At 66.8% G+C, this 16,260-nt stretch carries 13 protein-coding genes; 7 read left to right on the top strand and 6 right to left on the bottom strand.

All coding sequences use genetic code 11. From position 1 onward, the window contains the following. Window positions 1–122 precede the first annotated feature (122 nt). Complete coding sequence (gene clpS / locus AC1DER_RS00795; protein ID WP_200605146.1) at window positions 123–443, bottom strand: ATP-dependent Clp protease adapter ClpS; 321 nt, start codon at window positions 441–443, stop codon at window positions 123–125. 108 nt (window positions 444–551) lie between these two features. Between clpS and AC1DER_RS00790 the strand changes: the two genes are divergently transcribed. The 4 genes from AC1DER_RS00790 (at window position 552) to AC1DER_RS00775 (ending at window position 3,097) form a co-directional block, all read left to right on the top strand. Then, entirely contained in the window at window positions 552–785 is a 234-nt protein-coding gene (locus AC1DER_RS00790) for a hypothetical protein (protein ID WP_477244342.1), read from the top strand. Window positions 786–809: 24 nt separating this feature from the next. After that, on the top strand, window positions 810–1,289 hold the full coding sequence (locus AC1DER_RS00785; RefSeq protein ID WP_477244340.1) for an NUDIX hydrolase: 480 nt from the start codon (window positions 810–812) through the stop codon (window positions 1,287–1,289). A 69-nt stretch (window positions 1,290–1,358) separates the two neighbouring features. Beyond that, the gene (mnmA, locus tag AC1DER_RS00780) at window positions 1,359–2,483 is read left to right on the top strand and encodes a tRNA 2-thiouridine(34) synthase MnmA (protein WP_477244338.1); all 1,125 of its coding nucleotides are present in this window, start codon (window positions 1,359–1,361) and stop codon (window positions 2,481–2,483) included. Between the two features lie 14 nt (window positions 2,484–2,497). Next, window positions 2,498–3,097, top strand: coding sequence for a lysogenization protein HflD (locus tag AC1DER_RS00775; protein ID WP_441814536.1), 600 nt, complete (start codon window positions 2,498–2,500; stop codon window positions 3,095–3,097). 114 nt (window positions 3,098–3,211) lie between these two features. On the opposite strand, the gene AC1DER_RS00770 is transcribed toward AC1DER_RS00775, so the two are convergent. Next, the gene (locus AC1DER_RS00770) at window positions 3,212–3,337 is read right to left on the bottom strand and encodes a hypothetical protein (protein WP_477244336.1); all 126 of its coding nucleotides are present in this window, start codon (window positions 3,335–3,337) and stop codon (window positions 3,212–3,214) included. Window positions 3,338–3,548: 211 nt separating this feature from the next. Continuing rightward, complete coding sequence (gene acnB / locus AC1DER_RS00765) at window positions 3,549–6,146, bottom strand: bifunctional aconitate hydratase 2/2-methylisocitrate dehydratase (protein WP_441814538.1); 2,598 nt, start codon at window positions 6,144–6,146, stop codon at window positions 3,549–3,551. A 358-nt stretch (window positions 6,147–6,504) separates the two neighbouring features. Between acnB and acnA the strand changes: the two genes are divergently transcribed. Next, window positions 6,505–9,261, top strand: coding sequence for an aconitate hydratase AcnA (acnA, locus tag AC1DER_RS00760; RefSeq protein ID WP_477357562.1), 2,757 nt, complete (start codon window positions 6,505–6,507; stop codon window positions 9,259–9,261). A gap of 123 nt (window positions 9,262–9,384) precedes the next feature. Here the strand turns inward: acnA and AC1DER_RS00755 are convergent, their stop codons facing one another. Beyond that, a complete protein-coding gene (locus AC1DER_RS00755; protein ID WP_477244330.1) occupies window positions 9,385–9,834 on the bottom strand; it encodes a nuclear transport factor 2 family protein in 450 nt (149 codons plus the stop codon). A 182-nt stretch (window positions 9,835–10,016) separates the two neighbouring features. On the opposite strand from AC1DER_RS00755, the gene AC1DER_RS00750 reads away from it, so the two are divergent. Both AC1DER_RS00750 and AC1DER_RS00745 read left to right on the top strand, forming a co-directional pair. Next, on the top strand, window positions 10,017–11,717 hold the full coding sequence (locus AC1DER_RS00750) for a long-chain fatty acid--CoA ligase (protein WP_477244328.1): 1,701 nt from the start codon (window positions 10,017–10,019) through the stop codon (window positions 11,715–11,717). Window positions 11,718–11,894: 177 nt separating this feature from the next. After that, entirely contained in the window at window positions 11,895–12,767 is an 873-nt protein-coding gene (locus AC1DER_RS00745) for a crotonase/enoyl-CoA hydratase family protein (RefSeq protein ID WP_441814542.1), read from the top strand. A 196-nt stretch (window positions 12,768–12,963) separates the two neighbouring features. On the opposite strand, the gene AC1DER_RS00740 is transcribed toward AC1DER_RS00745, so the two are convergent. Together AC1DER_RS00740 and rpfG are read right to left on the bottom strand one after the other, a co-directional pair. Further along, window positions 12,964–15,144 (bottom strand): ATP-binding protein, encoded by a 2,181-nt coding sequence (locus tag AC1DER_RS00740; protein ID WP_477244325.1) that lies wholly within the window; start codon window positions 15,142–15,144, stop codon window positions 12,964–12,966. Window positions 15,145–15,146: 2 nt separating this feature from the next. After that, window positions 15,147–16,214, bottom strand: coding sequence for a cyclic di-GMP phosphodiesterase response regulator RpfG (rpfG, locus tag AC1DER_RS00735; RefSeq protein ID WP_441814544.1), 1,068 nt, complete (start codon window positions 16,212–16,214; stop codon window positions 15,147–15,149). Between the last annotated feature and the right edge of the window lie 46 nt (window positions 16,215–16,260).

The following is a 16,260-nucleotide window of genomic DNA, read 5'->3' as shown; positions in this document are numbered from 1 at the left end:
GACCGCATTGCCTGCCGCAAGTCCCTATCCTTCCCAGGCTTGACCTCCGCTGCGAGTTCCGGACCGGCCGCAGGCGCGGCCGGCACCACCTCTTACTGGTCAGGACGTGCTAAGCAGAACTTTTAGGCCTTTTCCATCGTGCACAGCAAGGGGTGTTGGTTGAGCCTTGAAAATTCGTTCACCTGCGCCACCTTGGATTCTGCTACCTCGCGGGTGAAAACCCCGCACACGCCGCGGCCGCGGGTATGCACGTGCAGCATGATCTGGGTGGCTTTTTCGGCGTTCATGGCGAAAAACCGCATGAGCACCTCGACCACGAAATCCATCGGAGTGTAGTCATCGTTCAGCAGCAGGACGGAATACAGGGGCGGGCGGGCGACCTCCGGCTTGCCGGTTTCCACCAGCACACCGTGGTGTTGTTCGTGTTCGGTCTGTTTGGCCATGGCTGAATTATAGGGCCCGGGCCGTTGCCGGTCGTGGACGCCCATGCCCGGGCGCCGGCACAATGCCGTCCATCCCCCGCTTCCCAACCCTTCGAGGAGCGATACTTGATGCGTGTGCTTGCCGTGATGCTGTTTGCGTTGTCATCGATGCCGGCTATTGCCGGCGACACGACTGTGGCCACCGCTGAAACGCAGCATCCTGTTGCCGACCCGCTCGTGGCCCGGCACCTGGACAGCCTGAAGTACCGTTACGAAGTGGACGAGGACGGCGACTACAAGATGACCTTCGACATGGACGACAAGCGCGGCCAGCTGGTCTACGTGCAATGGAAGCCATGCTGACCCAGGGCAAGGACGAATTCTGAGATGAGTTACCGCGAAGGCCGGTTCTGGCAGCCTGACGTGACCGTGGCCACGATCGTGGTCGATGGCGGCCGCCTGCTGGTGGTCGAGGAATCGGTTGGCGGGCGCCTGGTGCTGAACCAGCCCGCAGGCCACCTGGAGCCCGACGAGAGCCTGCTGGAGGCGGCGCTGCGGGAAACGCTGGAAGAGACCGGCTGGCACGTGCGGCTCACCGCCTTCGTCGGGGCTTACCAGTGGAAGGCCCCGGACAACGGCGACGGCAGTGGCGGTCGCCATTACCTGCGCTTCGCCTTCGCCGCCGAACCGGTCAGGCACGATCCGGCCCGGCCGCTGGATGACGGCATCTTGCGCGCGGTCTGGATGACGCCCAGCCAATTGCACGCCGCCCGGGACCGCCATCGCAGCCCGCTGGTATGGCGTGCCGCGGCCGATTTCCTGGCCGGCCACCGCCACCCGCTGGAACTGGTCCAGCACCTGGCATGAGCGACACGCTGTCATGAGCACGCTGTCATGAGCACGCTGTCATGAGCACGCTGTCGTGAGCACGCCGTCATGAGCGCCGCGAAGGCGCGAACCATCGTCGGCATGTCCGGTGGCGTGGACTCGTCGGTGGCGGCGCTGCGCCTGCGTGATGGCGGCGAACCGATCGCCGGTTTGTTCATGCAGAACTGGGCCGATGACGGCAGCGGCGACTGCCGCGCCGAGGACGACCGCCGCGACGCGGTGGCAGTCAGCGGCCGGCTCGGCATCCAGATCCATTTCCGCGATTTCTCCGGCGAATACTGGGACGGCGTGTTCGAGCACTTCCTGGCCGAATACGCGGCCGGGCGCACGCCCAACCCGGACGTGCTGTGCAACCGCGAGATCAAGTTCAAGCACTTCCTCGACGCCGCCCGCGAGCTGGGGGCGGAGTTCATCGCCACCGGCCACTACGCTCGCGTCGAGGCGTCCGGTGGCAGTCATCGGCTGTTGCGTGCGGTCGACCGCAGCAAGGACCAGAGTTACTTCCTGCACCAGCTAGGCCAGGCCCAACTGGCGGCGACGCGGTTCCCGCTGGGCGACCTGCTCAAGCGCGACGTGCGGCAGATGGCCCTCGACGCCGGCCTGCCGACCGCGGCGAAGAAGGATTCCACCGGCATCTGTTTCATCGGCGAACGCGATTTCCGCCAGTTCCTCGGCCGCTACCTGCCGGCGCGGGAAGGCGAGATGCGAACGCCCGACGGCCAGGTCATCGGCCGTCATCCGGGCGTGTTCTATTTCACCCTTGGCCAGCGCGAAGGGCTCAACATCGGTGGCGTCCGCGGTTTCGAGGCGGCGCCCTGGTACGTGGTCGGCAAGGATGTCGCCGGCAACGTCCTCTATGTCGACCAGGGCGCCGACAGCCCCTGGCTGCAGTCGCACACCCTGTGGTCCGAAGCCGCGCACTGGATCGCCGGCGCGCCACCTTCGGCACGCTTCGCCTGCACCGCGCAGACCCGCTACCGCCAGGCCGACGAGGCCTGCGAGGTGGCGGTGCGCGACGACGGCACCCTGGAAGTCCGCTTTGCCCGCCCCCAACGTGCGGTAACCCCGGGGCAGTCGCTGGTGCTCTACGACAGCGAGGTCTGCCTCGGCGGCGCTGTCATCTCCGCCACCGACGCGCCGCTGGAACAACGATTGAAGGCCCAAGCTGCATGAATCAAAGCAAATCCATGTCCACCCGTGTCCTGGCGCTGGCCGGCCTGGTGCAGGCGCTGGCCCAGGTCCGTCGCGTCGCCGACACCGGGCAGGCCAACGCCGCCATCCTCGGCACGGCGATGGATTCGGTGTTCCGGATCGATGCGCCCTCGCCTGCCGCGATCTATGGCGACATCGAGGCCCTGCGCCCGGGCCTGACGCTGCTGCGCGACTATTTCAGCAACCAGCAGCGCGATGAACAATTGCCGCGGCTGGTGCTGGCGGTGCTGCAACTGGAGCGGCGTTTCGTCCGCGACCACGACATGGCCGAGCGCGTGCAGGCCGGCATCCGCGCCCAGGCCGGCAACGCCGAGCGCCTGGGAAGCAGCAACCCGGACGTGCTCAACGCGCTGGGCGGCCTCTATGCCGAGACCCTGAGCCACCTGCGCCCGCGCGTGCTGGTGCAGGGCAATCCGCACTACCTCGGGCAGGCCACGGTCGTGGCCGAAGTGCGCGCGATCCTGCTCGCAGCCGTGCGCTCGGCGGTGCTGTGGCGGCAGTGCGGTGGCAGCCTGTGGGACTTCCTGCTGCGCAGGCGCGAGCTCCTGACCGCGGTCAAGGACCATCTGGGTTGAGCGCGTAGGCACGCCGGCGGCGGGCGCGAACGCTCGTCGCTGCAAGCGGCTCCTGCCTGGCGTGCTCCGGTCAGGCATGCCCTGATCAGGCGTGCCTCACCAGGCGTGCCCGGATCAGGCCAGCGGCAACAGCGCCCCGCCGCTCTGCCCCCAGGCCCAGCAAACCGCCGCGATCAACGCCAGCGCAAGCATCCAGCGAAGCGTCTGTTCGACGCGGTCCGTCCCCTTGTGCGTCTTCATGTTGTCCCCCTGACTGCGCGCGATGAAACGACAGCGTGCAACGCAAGTCCTTGACTGTTGTCACGCACTGGACGCATGGCGTCGGCCAGGTTCGCAGATAGCGATGGACGGCACAGTCTTTGTCACCCCTCCACCCGTGTTCCGTCATTCCCGCGCCAAAACAAAAACCCCGGCGTTTGCCGGGGTTTTCGTTCAGCGCATGGCAGGCCGGTCAGGCCGCGACCGTCTCGGCCACCTGGCGGTAGTCCTCGATCTGGTCGAAGTTCATGTAGCGGTAGATCTCGGCGCCGTTGGCGTTGATCACGCCGATGTCCGCCATGTACTCCTCGCGGGTCGGGATGCGGCCCAGGCGCGAGCAGATCGCCGCCAGTTCCGCCGAACCCAGGTACACGTTGGTGTTGCGGCCCAGGCGGTTGGGGAAGTTGCGGGTGCTGGTGGAGAACACCGTCGCGCCCTCGCGCGCCTGCGCCTGGTTGCCCATGCACAGCGAGCAGCCCGGCATTTCCATGCGCGCACCGGCGGTGCCGAAGGTGCCGTAGTGGCCTTCCTTGGTCAGCTCCGAAGCGTCCATCTTGGTCGGCGGCGCGACCCACAGGCGGGTCGGGATGTCGCGCTTGCCTTCCAGCAGCTTGGCGGCGGCGCGGAAGTGGCCGATGTTGGTCATGCACGAACCGATGAAGACTTCGTCGATGACCGCACCGGCGACGTCGGACAGCGTCTTCACGTCGTCCGGGTCGTTCGGGCAGGCCACGATCGGCTCGACGATCTGGTCGAGGTCGATCTCGATGACGGCGGCATATTCGGCGTCGGCATCGCCTTCCAGCAGCTGCGGGTTGGCCAGCCAGGCTTCCATCGCCTTGATGCGGCGCGCCAGCGAACGCGGGTCGGCATAGCCCTCGGCGATCATCCACTTCAGCAGCGTGATGTTGCTGGTGAGGTATTCGATGATCGGTTCCTTGTCGAGCTTGACCGTGCAGCCGGCCGCCGAACGCTCGGCCGAGGCGTCGGACAGTTCGAACGCCTGCTCGACCTTGAGCTGCGGCAGGCCTTCGATCTCGAGGATGCGGCCGGAGAAGATGTTCTTCTTGCCCTGCTTGGCGACGGTCAGCGTGCCCTGCCTGATCGCGGCCAGCGGAATCGCGTTGACCAGGTCACGCAGGGTCACGCCCGGCTGCATGGTGCCCTTGAAGCGCACCAGCACCGACTCGGGCATGTCCAGCGGCATCACGCCGGTGGCCGCGGCAAAGGCGACCAGGCCGGAACCGGCCGGGAACGAGATGCCGACCGGGAAACGGGTGTGGCTGTCGCCGCCGGTGCCAACCGTGTCGGGCAGCAGCATGCGGTTGAGCCAGGAGTGGATCACGCCGTCGCCCGGGCGCAGGGCGATGCCGCCGCGGTTGCTGATGAAGGCCGGCAGGTCGTGGTGGGTCTTGACGTCGACCGGCTTCGGGTAAGCGGCGGTGTGGCAGAACGACTGCATCACCAGGTCGGCCGAGAAGCCCAGGCAGGCCAGGTCCTTGAGCTCGTCGCGCGTCATCGGGCCGGTGGTGTCCTGCGAACCCACCGAGGTCATCTTCGGCTCGCAGTAGGTGCCCGGGCGGATGCCCGGCTGCACGCCATCGACTTCGGCCAGGCCGCAGGCGCGGCCGACCATCTTCTGCGCCAGCGAGTAGCCCTTGCCGCTGTCGACCGGGTTGGACGGCAGGCGGAACAGGCTCGACGGCGCCAGACCGAGCGCGTCGCGCGCCTTGGCGGTGAGGCCGCGACCGACGATCAGCGGAATGCGGCCGCCGGCGCGGACTTCGTCGAACAGCACGTCGGACTTGACCGCGAACTCGGCGATGACCTGCCCGTCCTTGAGCGCCTTGCCTTCGTACGGACGCAGCTCGACCACGTCGCCCATGTTCATCTGCGACACGTCGAGTTCGATCGGCAGCGCGCCGGCGTCTTCCATGGTGTTGTAGAAGATCGGGGCGATCTTGCTGCCCAGGCAGACACCGCCGAAGCGCTTGTTCGGGATGAAGGGGATGTCCTCGCCGGTGAACCACAGCACCGAGTTGGTGGCGGACTTGCGCGAAGAGCCGGTGCCGACGACGTCGCCGACATAGGCGACCAGGTGGCCCTTGTCCTTCAGCGACTCGATGAAGTTGACCGGGCCGCGCTTGCCGTCTTCTTCCGGCTCGATGCCGTCGCGCTTGTTCTTCAGCATCGCCAGCGCGTGCAGCGGGATGTCCGGGCGGGTGGTGGCGTCGGGCGCCGGCGACAGGTCGTCGGTGTTGGTTTCGCCGGTGACCTTGAAGACGGTGATGGTCAGGCTGGCCGGAACTTCCGGACGGCTGGTGAACCATTCGGCGTCGGCCCAGCTCTGCAGCACGGCCTTGGCGTTTGCATTGCCGCTCTCCGCCTTTTCCTGCACGTCATGGAAGGCGTCGAACATCAGCAGCGTCTTCTTGAGCGCCTCGGCAGCGATGCCGCCGACCTGCGCATCGTCAAGAAGATCAACCAGCGGATGGATGTTGTAGCCGCCGAGCATGGTGCCGAGCAGTTCGGTCGCGCGCTCGCGGCTGATCAGCGAATTGACCTCGGTGCCGAACGCGATTGCGGCCAGGTACGACGCCTTGACCTTGGCGGCATCGTCGACGCCGGCCGGAACGCGGTTGGTGATCAGGTCGAGAAGGAACGCTCCCTCGCCCGCCGGCGGGTTCTTCAACAGCTCGATGACGTCAGCGGTCTGGTGCGCGGTCAGCGGCAGCGGCGGAATGCCCAGCGCGGCGCGCTCGGCAACATGTTGGCGGTAGCTGGAGAGCATTGAGAGTCCCGTCGGTTGAAGCGAATAGACAACTGCGAGCGCTGTCTGGCGCGCCGGAAGGCGGGCCTGCAGGCTGGTCAGCTGGGGGTCGGAGCGCCCTGGCAAGGGACTGCCCCTCGACTGCGTATTTTGCCTTGAATGCGCTTTCCGGGCAATGCGCAAAAGGGCTCGGGGCCATGTGCCACAAGGGTTTGGAGCGCCGTTGGAACACTCCGTGGCCATGTTGCGACCATGGTCTGCACGCTACCTGAATCCGATAGGGTGATAATCGACGGACCGCGCCGGCAGCGTCGGCGCCGTGCAAGCCATAGTGCCCCTACCCCCATGGGGCCAAGCCACACGATCAGGAGCCCCACTCATGCTCGACTCCTTCTCCACCCGTCGCCAGCTTGTCGTCAACGGCCGCACCCTCACCTACAACAGCCTGCCGGCGCTGGGCGAGCGGTTCGACATCCGCAAGCTGCCCTACTCGATGAAGATCCTGCTGGAGAACCTGCTGCGCCACGAAGACGGCGGCATCACGGTCGGCACGGACCACATCGAGGCCGTGGCGCGCTGGGATGCCGGCAAGGAACCCGACACCGAGATCGCCTTCATGCCTGCGCGCGTGGTCCTGCAGGACTTCACCGGCGTGCCCTGCGTGGTCGACCTGGCGGCGATGCGCGATGCGGTCAGCAAGCTCGGCGGCAACGCCGGCCAGATCAATCCGCTGATCCCGTCGGAACTGGTCATCGACCATTCGGTGCAGGTGGACGTGTTCGGCCGCGCCGACGCGCTGGACCTCAACGGCAAGATCGAGTTCGAGCGCAACATGGAGCGCTACAGCTTCCTGCGCTGGGGCCAGAAGGCCTTCCACAACTTCAAGGTGGTGCCGCCCAACACAGGCATCGTCCACCAGGTGAACCTGGAGAACCTGGCGCGGGTCGTGGTCGAGCGCGAAGTGGACGGCGAACTGCTCGCCTTCCCCGACACCGTCTTCGGCACCGACAGCCACACCACGATGATCAATGGCATCGGCGTCCTGGGTTGGGGTGTGGGCGGCATCGAGGCCGAGGCAGCGATGCTGGGCCAGCCGTCGTCGATGCTGATTCCGCAGGTGGTCGGCTTCAAGCTGACCGGAAAACTGCCCGAGGGCACCACCGCCACCGACCTGGTGCTCACCGTCACCCAGATGCTGCGCAAGCTCGGCGTGGTCGGCAAGTTCGTCGAGTTCTTTGGCGAGGGCCTGCCGCACCTGCCGCTGGCAGACCGCGCCACGATCGCCAACATGGCACCGGAGTACGGCGCGACCTGCGGCATCTTCCCGATCGATGCCGAATCGCTGACCTACCTGCGCCTGTCCGGCCGCAGCGATGAGCAGGTGACGCTGGTCGAGGCCTACGCCAAGGCGCAGGGCCTGTGGCACGAGCCGGGCCAGGTCGAAGCCAACTACTCGGCCACGCTCGAACTCAACCTCGCCGACGTCAAGCCGTCGCTGGCCGGCCCCAAGCGTCCGCAGGACCGGGTGCTGCTGAGCGACGTCAAGGCCAACTTCACCGAGAACCTGGGCGACCTCACCTCGCACCGCGTCAACGGCGCCACGCGCCGCATGGACGCCGAAGGCGGTCACCAGCCACAGGCCGAACACCTGGCGGCGCGGCCACGCTCGAAGATCCACGTCCAGGACCAGGACGCAGACCTGTGCGACGGCTCGGTGGTGATCGCCGCCATCACCTCGTGCACCAACACCTCCAACCCGGCGGTGATGCTCGGCGCCGGCCTGCTGGCGCGAAACGCCGTCAAGCTCGGCCTCAAGGCCAAGCCGTGGGTAAAGACCTCGCTCGGACCGGGCTCGCTCGTGGTGACCGACTACCTGCGCAAGGCCGGCGTGCTCGACGACCTGGAGAAGCTCGGCTTCTTCGTCGTCGGCTACGGCTGCACCACCTGCATCGGCAACTCCGGCCCGCTGCCGGATGAAGTCTCGCGCGGCATTGCCGAAAACGACCTCGCCGTCGCCTCGGTGCTGTCGGGCAACCGCAACTTCGAGGGCCGCGTGCACCCCGAAGTGAAGATGAACTACCTCGCCTCGCCGCCGCTGGTGGTGGCCTATGCCATTGCCGGCACGGTCGACATCGACCTGACCCGCGAGCCGCTTGGCTACACCCCCGATGGCCGCGCCGTGCACCTGCGCGACGTCTGGCCGAGCAACAAGGAAATCGGCGACGTCATCGCCGCCACCGTGGGCCCGGAGCTGTTCGCGCAGAACTATGCCGACGTGTTCAAGGGCGACTCGCGCTGGAACCAGATCGCTTCACCCGAAGGCGAATCGTTCGCCTGGGATGGCGCATCGACCTACATCAAGAACCCGCCCTACTTCGACGGCATGACCATGGCGGTGGGCACGATCAACGATGTCAACGGCGCCCGCATCATGGGTCTGTTCGGCGACTCGATCACCACCGACCACATCTCGCCGGCCGGCAACATCAAGAAGGATTCGCCGGCGGGCCGCTTCCTGATTTCGCGCGGCGTCCAGCCGGTGGACTTCAACAGCTACGGCAGCCGTCGCGGCAATGACGATGTCATGGTCCGCGGCACGTTTGCCAACATCCGCATCAAGAACCTGATGCTCGGCGGCGAAGAAGGCGGCAACACGCTGTACTACGCCAAGGGCGGCGCGGCGCCGGAGAAGATGTCGATCTACGACGCGGCGATGAAGTACAAGGCCGAAGGCGTGCCGCTGGTGGTGATGGCGGGCAAGGAATATGGCACCGGCTCCTCGCGCGACTGGGCGGCCAAGGGCACCAACCTGCTCGGAGTGAAGGCGGTGATCGCCGAGAGCTTCGAGCGCATCCATCGCTCCAACCTGGTCGGCATGGGCGTGCTGCCGCTGCAGTTCAAGGACGGCGAGAACGCCCAGACGCACGGCCTGGACGGCTCCGAAGAAATCAGCGTGACCGGCATCGACGACGGCCGAGCACGGACTGCCACGGTGACCGCGCGCCGCAGCGACGGCAGCGAGAAGCGCTTCGAAGTCCGCGTGCTGCTGCTGACGCCGAAGGAAGTCGAGTACTTCCGCCACGGCGGCATCCTGCATTACGTGCTGCGGCAGCTGGCGGCGAAGAAGGCGGCGTAGTCTCGACCCGAAAAGACAACCCGTCATTCCCGCGAAGGCGGGAACCCAGCGACTTTCGCCTCTGCTTGAAAGAACGAAGTCGCCGGGTCCCCGCCTCCGCGGGGATGACGGATTCCAAAGCAACTACAGCTTCGGCGTCCATACCGCACTCGTCAGCCGCCACTGACCATCTTCCTCGCGCCAGCCGGTCTCTACCTCGTAGAGCTGCGCCGCATCCGGCAACACTTCGCCTGATCCGCCCGTCAGCGCCGCAGTGAATCGCGCCGTTGCATGGCCCGGCTGAAGCTTCACCGAAACCGGGCCCAGGTTGATGCCGATCTGGCGATGACGCAGGAACATCAGCCGCGCGATCCTGCCTGCGCCCGCGCGATCGAGCGAACCGGGCCCGACGAAATCGTCGGCAAGGATGTCGTCCAATACAGCGGTATCGCGTTGCTCGATACCCTGCTGCAAGCTCACCACGGTCTCGCGCAGTCGCTGTTCCGGCGGCGTGCGACTGCAACCAGCGAGCACGCACACCATCATCAGCATCGCTGTCACGCTGCAGCGCACAACCGCATTCGTCGTCCGCATCCCCTGCCCCTCGCCGTTCCCTCGCTCCATGCTGCCATGCCCTCGCGTGCACCGTTGTGGTTCTCCGGCGCGCCTTGCCAGCCTTGGGGGCCTATGCTCCAATCGCTGGAAGCACCGTACGGCGGCGCATTCGACACATGCGCCGCCGAAGGCTATCAACTGCGATTGGAGAGGGGATCGCGATGAGTTTTGAACGTCCTTGGCTGGCCCAGTATCCGCAGGGGGTTGCGGCCGAGATCGATGTGGACGAGTTCCCGTCCGTCGTCGCCGTGCTGGAGAACGCGATCGAGAAGTACCGCGACCGGCCGGCCTTCGCCAATCTCGGCAAGACCCTCACCTATGCCGAGATCGACCAGCTCAGCGCGCAGTTCGCCGCCTACCTGCTGGGCGAGCTGAAGCTCAAGAAAGGCGATCGCGTCGCGATCATGATGCCCAACTGCCTGCAGTACCCGATCGCCACGTTCGGTGTGCTTCGCGCAGGACTGACGGTGGTCAACACCAATCCGATGTACACCGCGCGCGAGCTCAGGCACCAGCTCGTCGACTCCGGCGCCACCGTGATCCTGGTGCTCGACAACTTCGCCCACACCGTGGAGGAAGTGCTTGCCGACACCCAGATCAAGCAGGTCATCACCACCGGCCTGGGCGACATGCTCGGCCTCAAGGGCACGGTCGTGAACTTCGTGCTCAAGTACATCAAGAAGATGGTGCCGGACTACAACCTGCCCGGCGCGATCCGCTTCCGTGACGCGCTGGCGCTGGGCCAGCGCCACGGGCTGTCCGAGGTCGAGATCTCGCCGCAGGACATCGCCTTCCTGCAGTACACCGGCGGCACCACCGGCGTGGCCAAGGGCGCGATGCTGACCCACCGCAACCTGGTCGCCAACATGCAGCAGGCGGCGATGTGGGTGGGCACCGGCGTCAAGTACGGCGAGGAAGTGATCATCACCGCGCTGCCGCTGTATCACATCTTCGCGCTGACGGCGAACGGACTGGTCTTCATGAAGTTCGGCGGCCTGAACTACATGATCACCAACCCGCGCGACATGAAGGGCTTCGTGAAGGAGCTCAAGAGCGTGCCGTTCACGGCCATCACCGGCGTCAACACGCTGTTCAACGGCCTGCTCAACACGCCGGGCTTCGACCAGGTCGACTTCTCCCGGCTGCACCTGACCCTGGGCGGCGGCATGGCCGTGCAGCGTTCGGTTGCCGAGCGCTGGAAGCAGGTGACCGGGGTGACCCTGGTCGAGGCCTACGGCCTGACCGAAACCTCGCCGGCGGCCTGCATCAACCCGATGGACCTGAAGGAATACAACGGCTCGATCGGCCTGCCGATCCCGTCCACCGACGCCTGCGTCAAGGACGAGAACGGCGTGACCCTGCCGATGGGCGACGTCGGCGAGCTGTGCATCAAGGGCCCGCAGGTGATGAAGGGCTACTGGCGCCGGCCGGAGGACACCGCCGCGGTGATCGATGCCGACGGCTGGCTGCACACCGGCGACATGGCGCGGATGGACGAGAACGGCTTCTTCTTCATCGTCGACCGCAAGAAGGACATGATCCTGGTCTCGGGCTTCAACGTGTACCCGAACGAGGTCGAGGACGTGATCGCGATGATGCCGGGCGTGCTCGAAGTGGCCGCCGTCGGCGTTCCGGACGACAAGTCCGGCGAGGCGGTCAAGGTGGTCATCGTCAAGAAGGACCCGAGCCTGACCGCCGAGCAGGTCAAGAGCCACGCCCGCGAGCACCTGACCGGCTACAAGCACCCGCGCTACGTCGAGTTCCGGACCGAGCTGCCGAAGACCAATGTCGGCAAGATCCTGCGCAGGGAACTGCGCGACAGCCCCGCCCCGCACCCGGCCTCGCACCCCGCCGCGCATTGATCAGGCCGGGGTCCAGCCCCAGTCCAGAGGCACTCCTGACGCCCGCAAGGCCACCGGTCTTGCGGGCGTTTGCATTGGTAGGCATAGAATCGGACGGTCGGACGCACCCCCTTGTATCGCATTGCCGTCCCGAACAGCGCGACCGGCCGGACGGTTTCATCCCACGGAGGATTCGCAATGTCAGCTGTCTACCCGTTCCACCGCACTGCTTCCGGTCGCAACCTGCGAGTCGTCGAGGAAACCGAGCGCGGCGTCTACTGGTGCCATATGCATGCCGGCGCCGTACCCGGCCGCCGCGCCTGTTTCTCGACGGACCTGGTCGACGACATCATCCAGTACCAGCGCGGCCTCACTGATCGCCTGCGCGCTGGCGCGGCGGCGAACACGTTGCCGCACGTGGTGCTGGCCTCCGATGGCGACGCCTTCAACCTCGGCGGCGACCTGGACCTCTTCTGCCGCCTGATCCGCGCCGGCGACCGCGACGGCCTGCTCAACTACGCCCGCCAGTGCGTGCGCGGCGTGCACGCCTTCCATGACGGCCTGGGCGCGGGCGCGCACAGCATCGCCCTGCTCCAGGGTGACGCGCTGGGCGGCGGCTTCGAAGCTGCGCTGAGCTGCCACACCATCGTGGCCGAGGAAGACATCCTGATGGGCCTGCCGGAGGTGCTGTTCGACCTGTTCCCGGGCATGGGCGCCTACTCGTTCCTGTGCAAGCGCGTCACCCCGCACCTGGCCGAGAAGCTGATGCTGGAAGGCAACATGTTCAGCAGCCAGGAAATGCACAAGATGGGCCTGGTCGACGTGCTGGTACCGCGCGGCGAAGGCGTGGCGGCGGTCGAGGATGTCATCCGCAGCAATCGCCGCATCCCGCATGCGCGCGCAGCCATGCACCAGGTCAGGCAGATGACGCAGTCGGTGACCCTCGACGAAATGATGCGCATCACCGAGGTCTGGGTGGACACTGCGCTGCAGCTGGGCGAGAAGTCGCTGCGGACGATGGACCGTCTGGTGCGGGCGCAGGAGCGCCGGGCCGGGAACGGCGCTGCCTGAAACATGGCGGGCTGAGCCCCGCCGGGCAACACCAGCAGGCTGATTGACTGGGGACACGCAAGAGAATCAGACAGGGATAGTCAGGCAGGCCCACGCCCGCCTGACCGGCAATACCCGGTACATCTCAGGGGAACCTAACGCCCGCGGGAGGGGAAAACCCGGCGGGCCGATCCTTTCCTTCGCCTTTGCCGGCGAGTTACCGCTCGCCTTCGCCGCGCGCGGCGCGCTGCCGCTCACGGGTGTCGAGCGCCGCCCTGCCCTGCGCCATGCGCTCGCCCAGGCCGTCGAGGCGGGCCTGCCACTCGCGCGCGAGCTGCCAGTCCGGCAGCCGCATGATCTCGCCACTGACCGCAGCCAGCTTGTTCAGGCCCAGGTTGCTCGCCACGCCCTTGAGCGCATGCGCATGTTCGCGCGCACGCTCCCATTCGGCCTGCTCGCCGGCCTGGCGCAAGCCGACCATGCACCCGTCGGCGTCGCGCAGGCACTGGGCGATGAATTCGCGCTCGAAGCCGGCGCCCATGCCGAGCGCGCCGAGTTCGTCCAGCACCGTGCTGTCGAAGGTGCCGTCGCCGCTGGGCAATTCGTTGCGCAGTGCCACCAGCGGCGCGCCGAAGCGGGCATTGGCGGCGATCTCGGCCAGGGTGTCGAGCAGGCGCACGGTCGACACCGGCTTGGCCAGGAAGGCGCGCGCACCGGCTTGTTCGCAGGCACGAATCGATTCGGGCGTGACGTCCGCGCTGAGGATCAGTACCGGCGTGCGGCGACCGCCACCGGCTTCCATCACCCGCAGCTGGCGCAGCAGGTCCAGGCCGCTGACGTCGGGCATGTGCAGGTCGGCGATGACCGCGTCGTAGTCCGAACCGGAAAGCGCATTGAGCGCCTCGCCGCCGCCGTCGACGCAGGTGACCTTGTGCCCGGCCTTCTGCAGCAGCCGCTGCAGCACCATGCGGTTGGCGACGTGGTCGTCGGCGACCAGGATGCCCAGGCTGCGCACGCGCGCGCGATGGCGCAGGAACGGGTCGGAGAAGGCAATGACGTTGGGCGAACCGGCGCCGTCGCCATCCACCGAAATGCCATGGTCCAGCGCAGCGGTTCCGGCGGCGGTGCTCGCCTCCTCGATCAGGCGGTCGAAGGGAAGCTCGACCCAGAAGCGGCTGCCGCGCTGCTCGACGCTCTCGAAACCGATGCTGCCGCCCATCGCCTCGGTCAGGCCCTTGGCGATCGTGGTGCCCAGGCCGGTGCCACCGTAGCGGCGCGCCAGGCTGACATCGGCCTGCTCGAACGCTTCGAACAGGCGCTGGCGCATCGCCAGTGGCACGCCGATGCCGGTATCGGTGACGGAGAACCGCAGCCGCACCTTGGCCGGGCCCTGGTCGACCACGCTGACATCCAGGCGCACCGAACCCTGGTCGGTGAACTTGATGGCATTGCCGGCGAGATTGATCAGCACCTGGCGCAGGTGCACGACGTCGCCGCGCAGGCTGACCGGCACGCCCTCGCCGATCGCCGCCTCGTAGCGCAGCTCCTTGGCGCGCGCCTGCGGCTGCAGGATCAGGCCGATGCTTTCGACCAGCTCCTGCGGGATGAATTCGACCAGGTCGAGCTTGACCTTGCCGGCCTCGATCGCGGAGATGTCGAGCACGTCCTCGACCAGCGCCAGCAGGCTGCGCGTGGAGGCCTGGATGGTGCTCAGGCACTCGCGCTGCTCGGCGTCCAGGCGCGTGGTCGCCAGCAGCTCGGACATGCCCGCCAGGCCGTTGAGCGGCGTGCGGAACTCGTGGCTCATGTTGGCCAGGAAGCGGCTCTTGGCCTCGTTCGCCTTGCGCGCGTCGTCCACCGCCCGGGTGAGGGCGTTGAGCAGAGAATCGAAGTACAACGGCACCGCGCCCAGGCCAAGCAGCAGGCCCCAGGCCAGATACGGGTTGTCGCGCCAGTACGGCGATATCAGGATCACCGACAGGAACGACGCGGTTGCCAGCGCGGTGGCGATGCGCAGGTAACGGCTGCCGTAGCGCATGCCGTTGCCGATCGTCACCCACAGGTAGACGGCATACAGCGGCGCGGCAGGCTCGCCCTGGATGCACATGATCGCGCCCATCGCCGAATAGTCGGTGAGCATCCCGATCCAGCGCCGCACGTGCGAAACGCCAGGTTCCAGCAGGATCGCAGCGAGCAGGCCCAGCGCCACGAGCAGCTCGCCGAGCAGGATCATCCAGGTCAGCGGCAACGTGTTGTCGGCGCCGTCCAGGTGCAGGAAACGCCAGCCCAGGTAGGTCGAGAACAGCGCCGTGATGACGATCCGGACCAGGTCCTGCGCGTGTTCGCTGTCAGGCCGGGCGGCCAGGCGCGTCTTCAGCTTGTTCAGGACCGAAACCATGGCTACTCCATGCCGGGGCGCGCGGAAACCGTCGAATAGCGATTGCAGATGTCCTCGAGCCGCTCGCGACTGCGGATCAGGGCGTCGACACAACGTGGATCGAACAGCCGGCCACGTTGTGCGTAGAGGTAGCCAAGTGCTGCGTCCGCGTCCCAGGCCTTCTTGTAGGGCCGCGGCGAAATCAGCGCATCGAAGACATCCGCGACCGCCACTATCCTGGCTTCCAACGGAATCTCCTCGCCCACCAGGCCGTCAGGATAACCGCTGCCGTCGTAACGTTCGTGATGACGCAGGGCAATCAGCGCACCGGCCTGGATGAAGCGGTTCTGGCTGCCGCTGAGCAGTTCGTAGCCGATGCGCGGATGGCGGCGCATCACCGCGGTCTCGTCTTCGGTCAGCGGGCCGGACTTCATCAGCACCGCATCGGGGATGGCGATCTTGCCGATGTCATGCAACGGCGCGGCCATTTCGATGACACGCACCTCGTCCTCGAACATGCCCAGCTGCTCGGCGATCAGGCCGGCGACATGCGACATGCGCTCAAGGAAGGCGCTGGTGCCGGCGTCGCGGTATTCGATCGCACGCGCCAGCCGCGACAGGGTCTCGCGTTCGCGCTCCTCGACCTCGTGCATGCTCGACAGCAGGCGCTGTTCCAGCGACAGCGCACGCTGCTTCACGTTCTCCGACTGCTGGCGCAATTGCAGCAGGTTGCGGCAACGTGCGCGCAGTTCGCGCGGACGGACCGGCTTGACCAGGAAGTCGATCACGCCCGCTTCCAGCGCAGCCTGGCGCACCGGCTCGTCGCCGACCACGGTTACCAGGATGATCGGGATGTCGCGATGCATCGGCAGGCGGCGGAACCGCCGCGCGAACTCGAGACCATCAAGGCCCGGCATGCGGTAGTCGAGCAGCAGCAGGTCGGGCTGGTTGCTCTCGCACCAGCCCAGCGCCGCTTCCGGGTCGCCGAAGTCCGAGACCCTCAGTTCAGAGGAAATGTCCTCAATGATGTGGCGCAGCATCGTGCGCGCGGAGGTTTGATCATCAACGATGACGACGTTCACACCGGACATCCATTAGAGCCGCCACCCCCTGTGGTGGCCTCGGTACCGAGGATAC

This window comes from Lysobacter sp. 05T417 (assembly GCF_056396405.1).
Note: the sequence above shows the minus strand (reverse complement) of the source record. Positions and strands in the feature narration are given on the sequence as shown.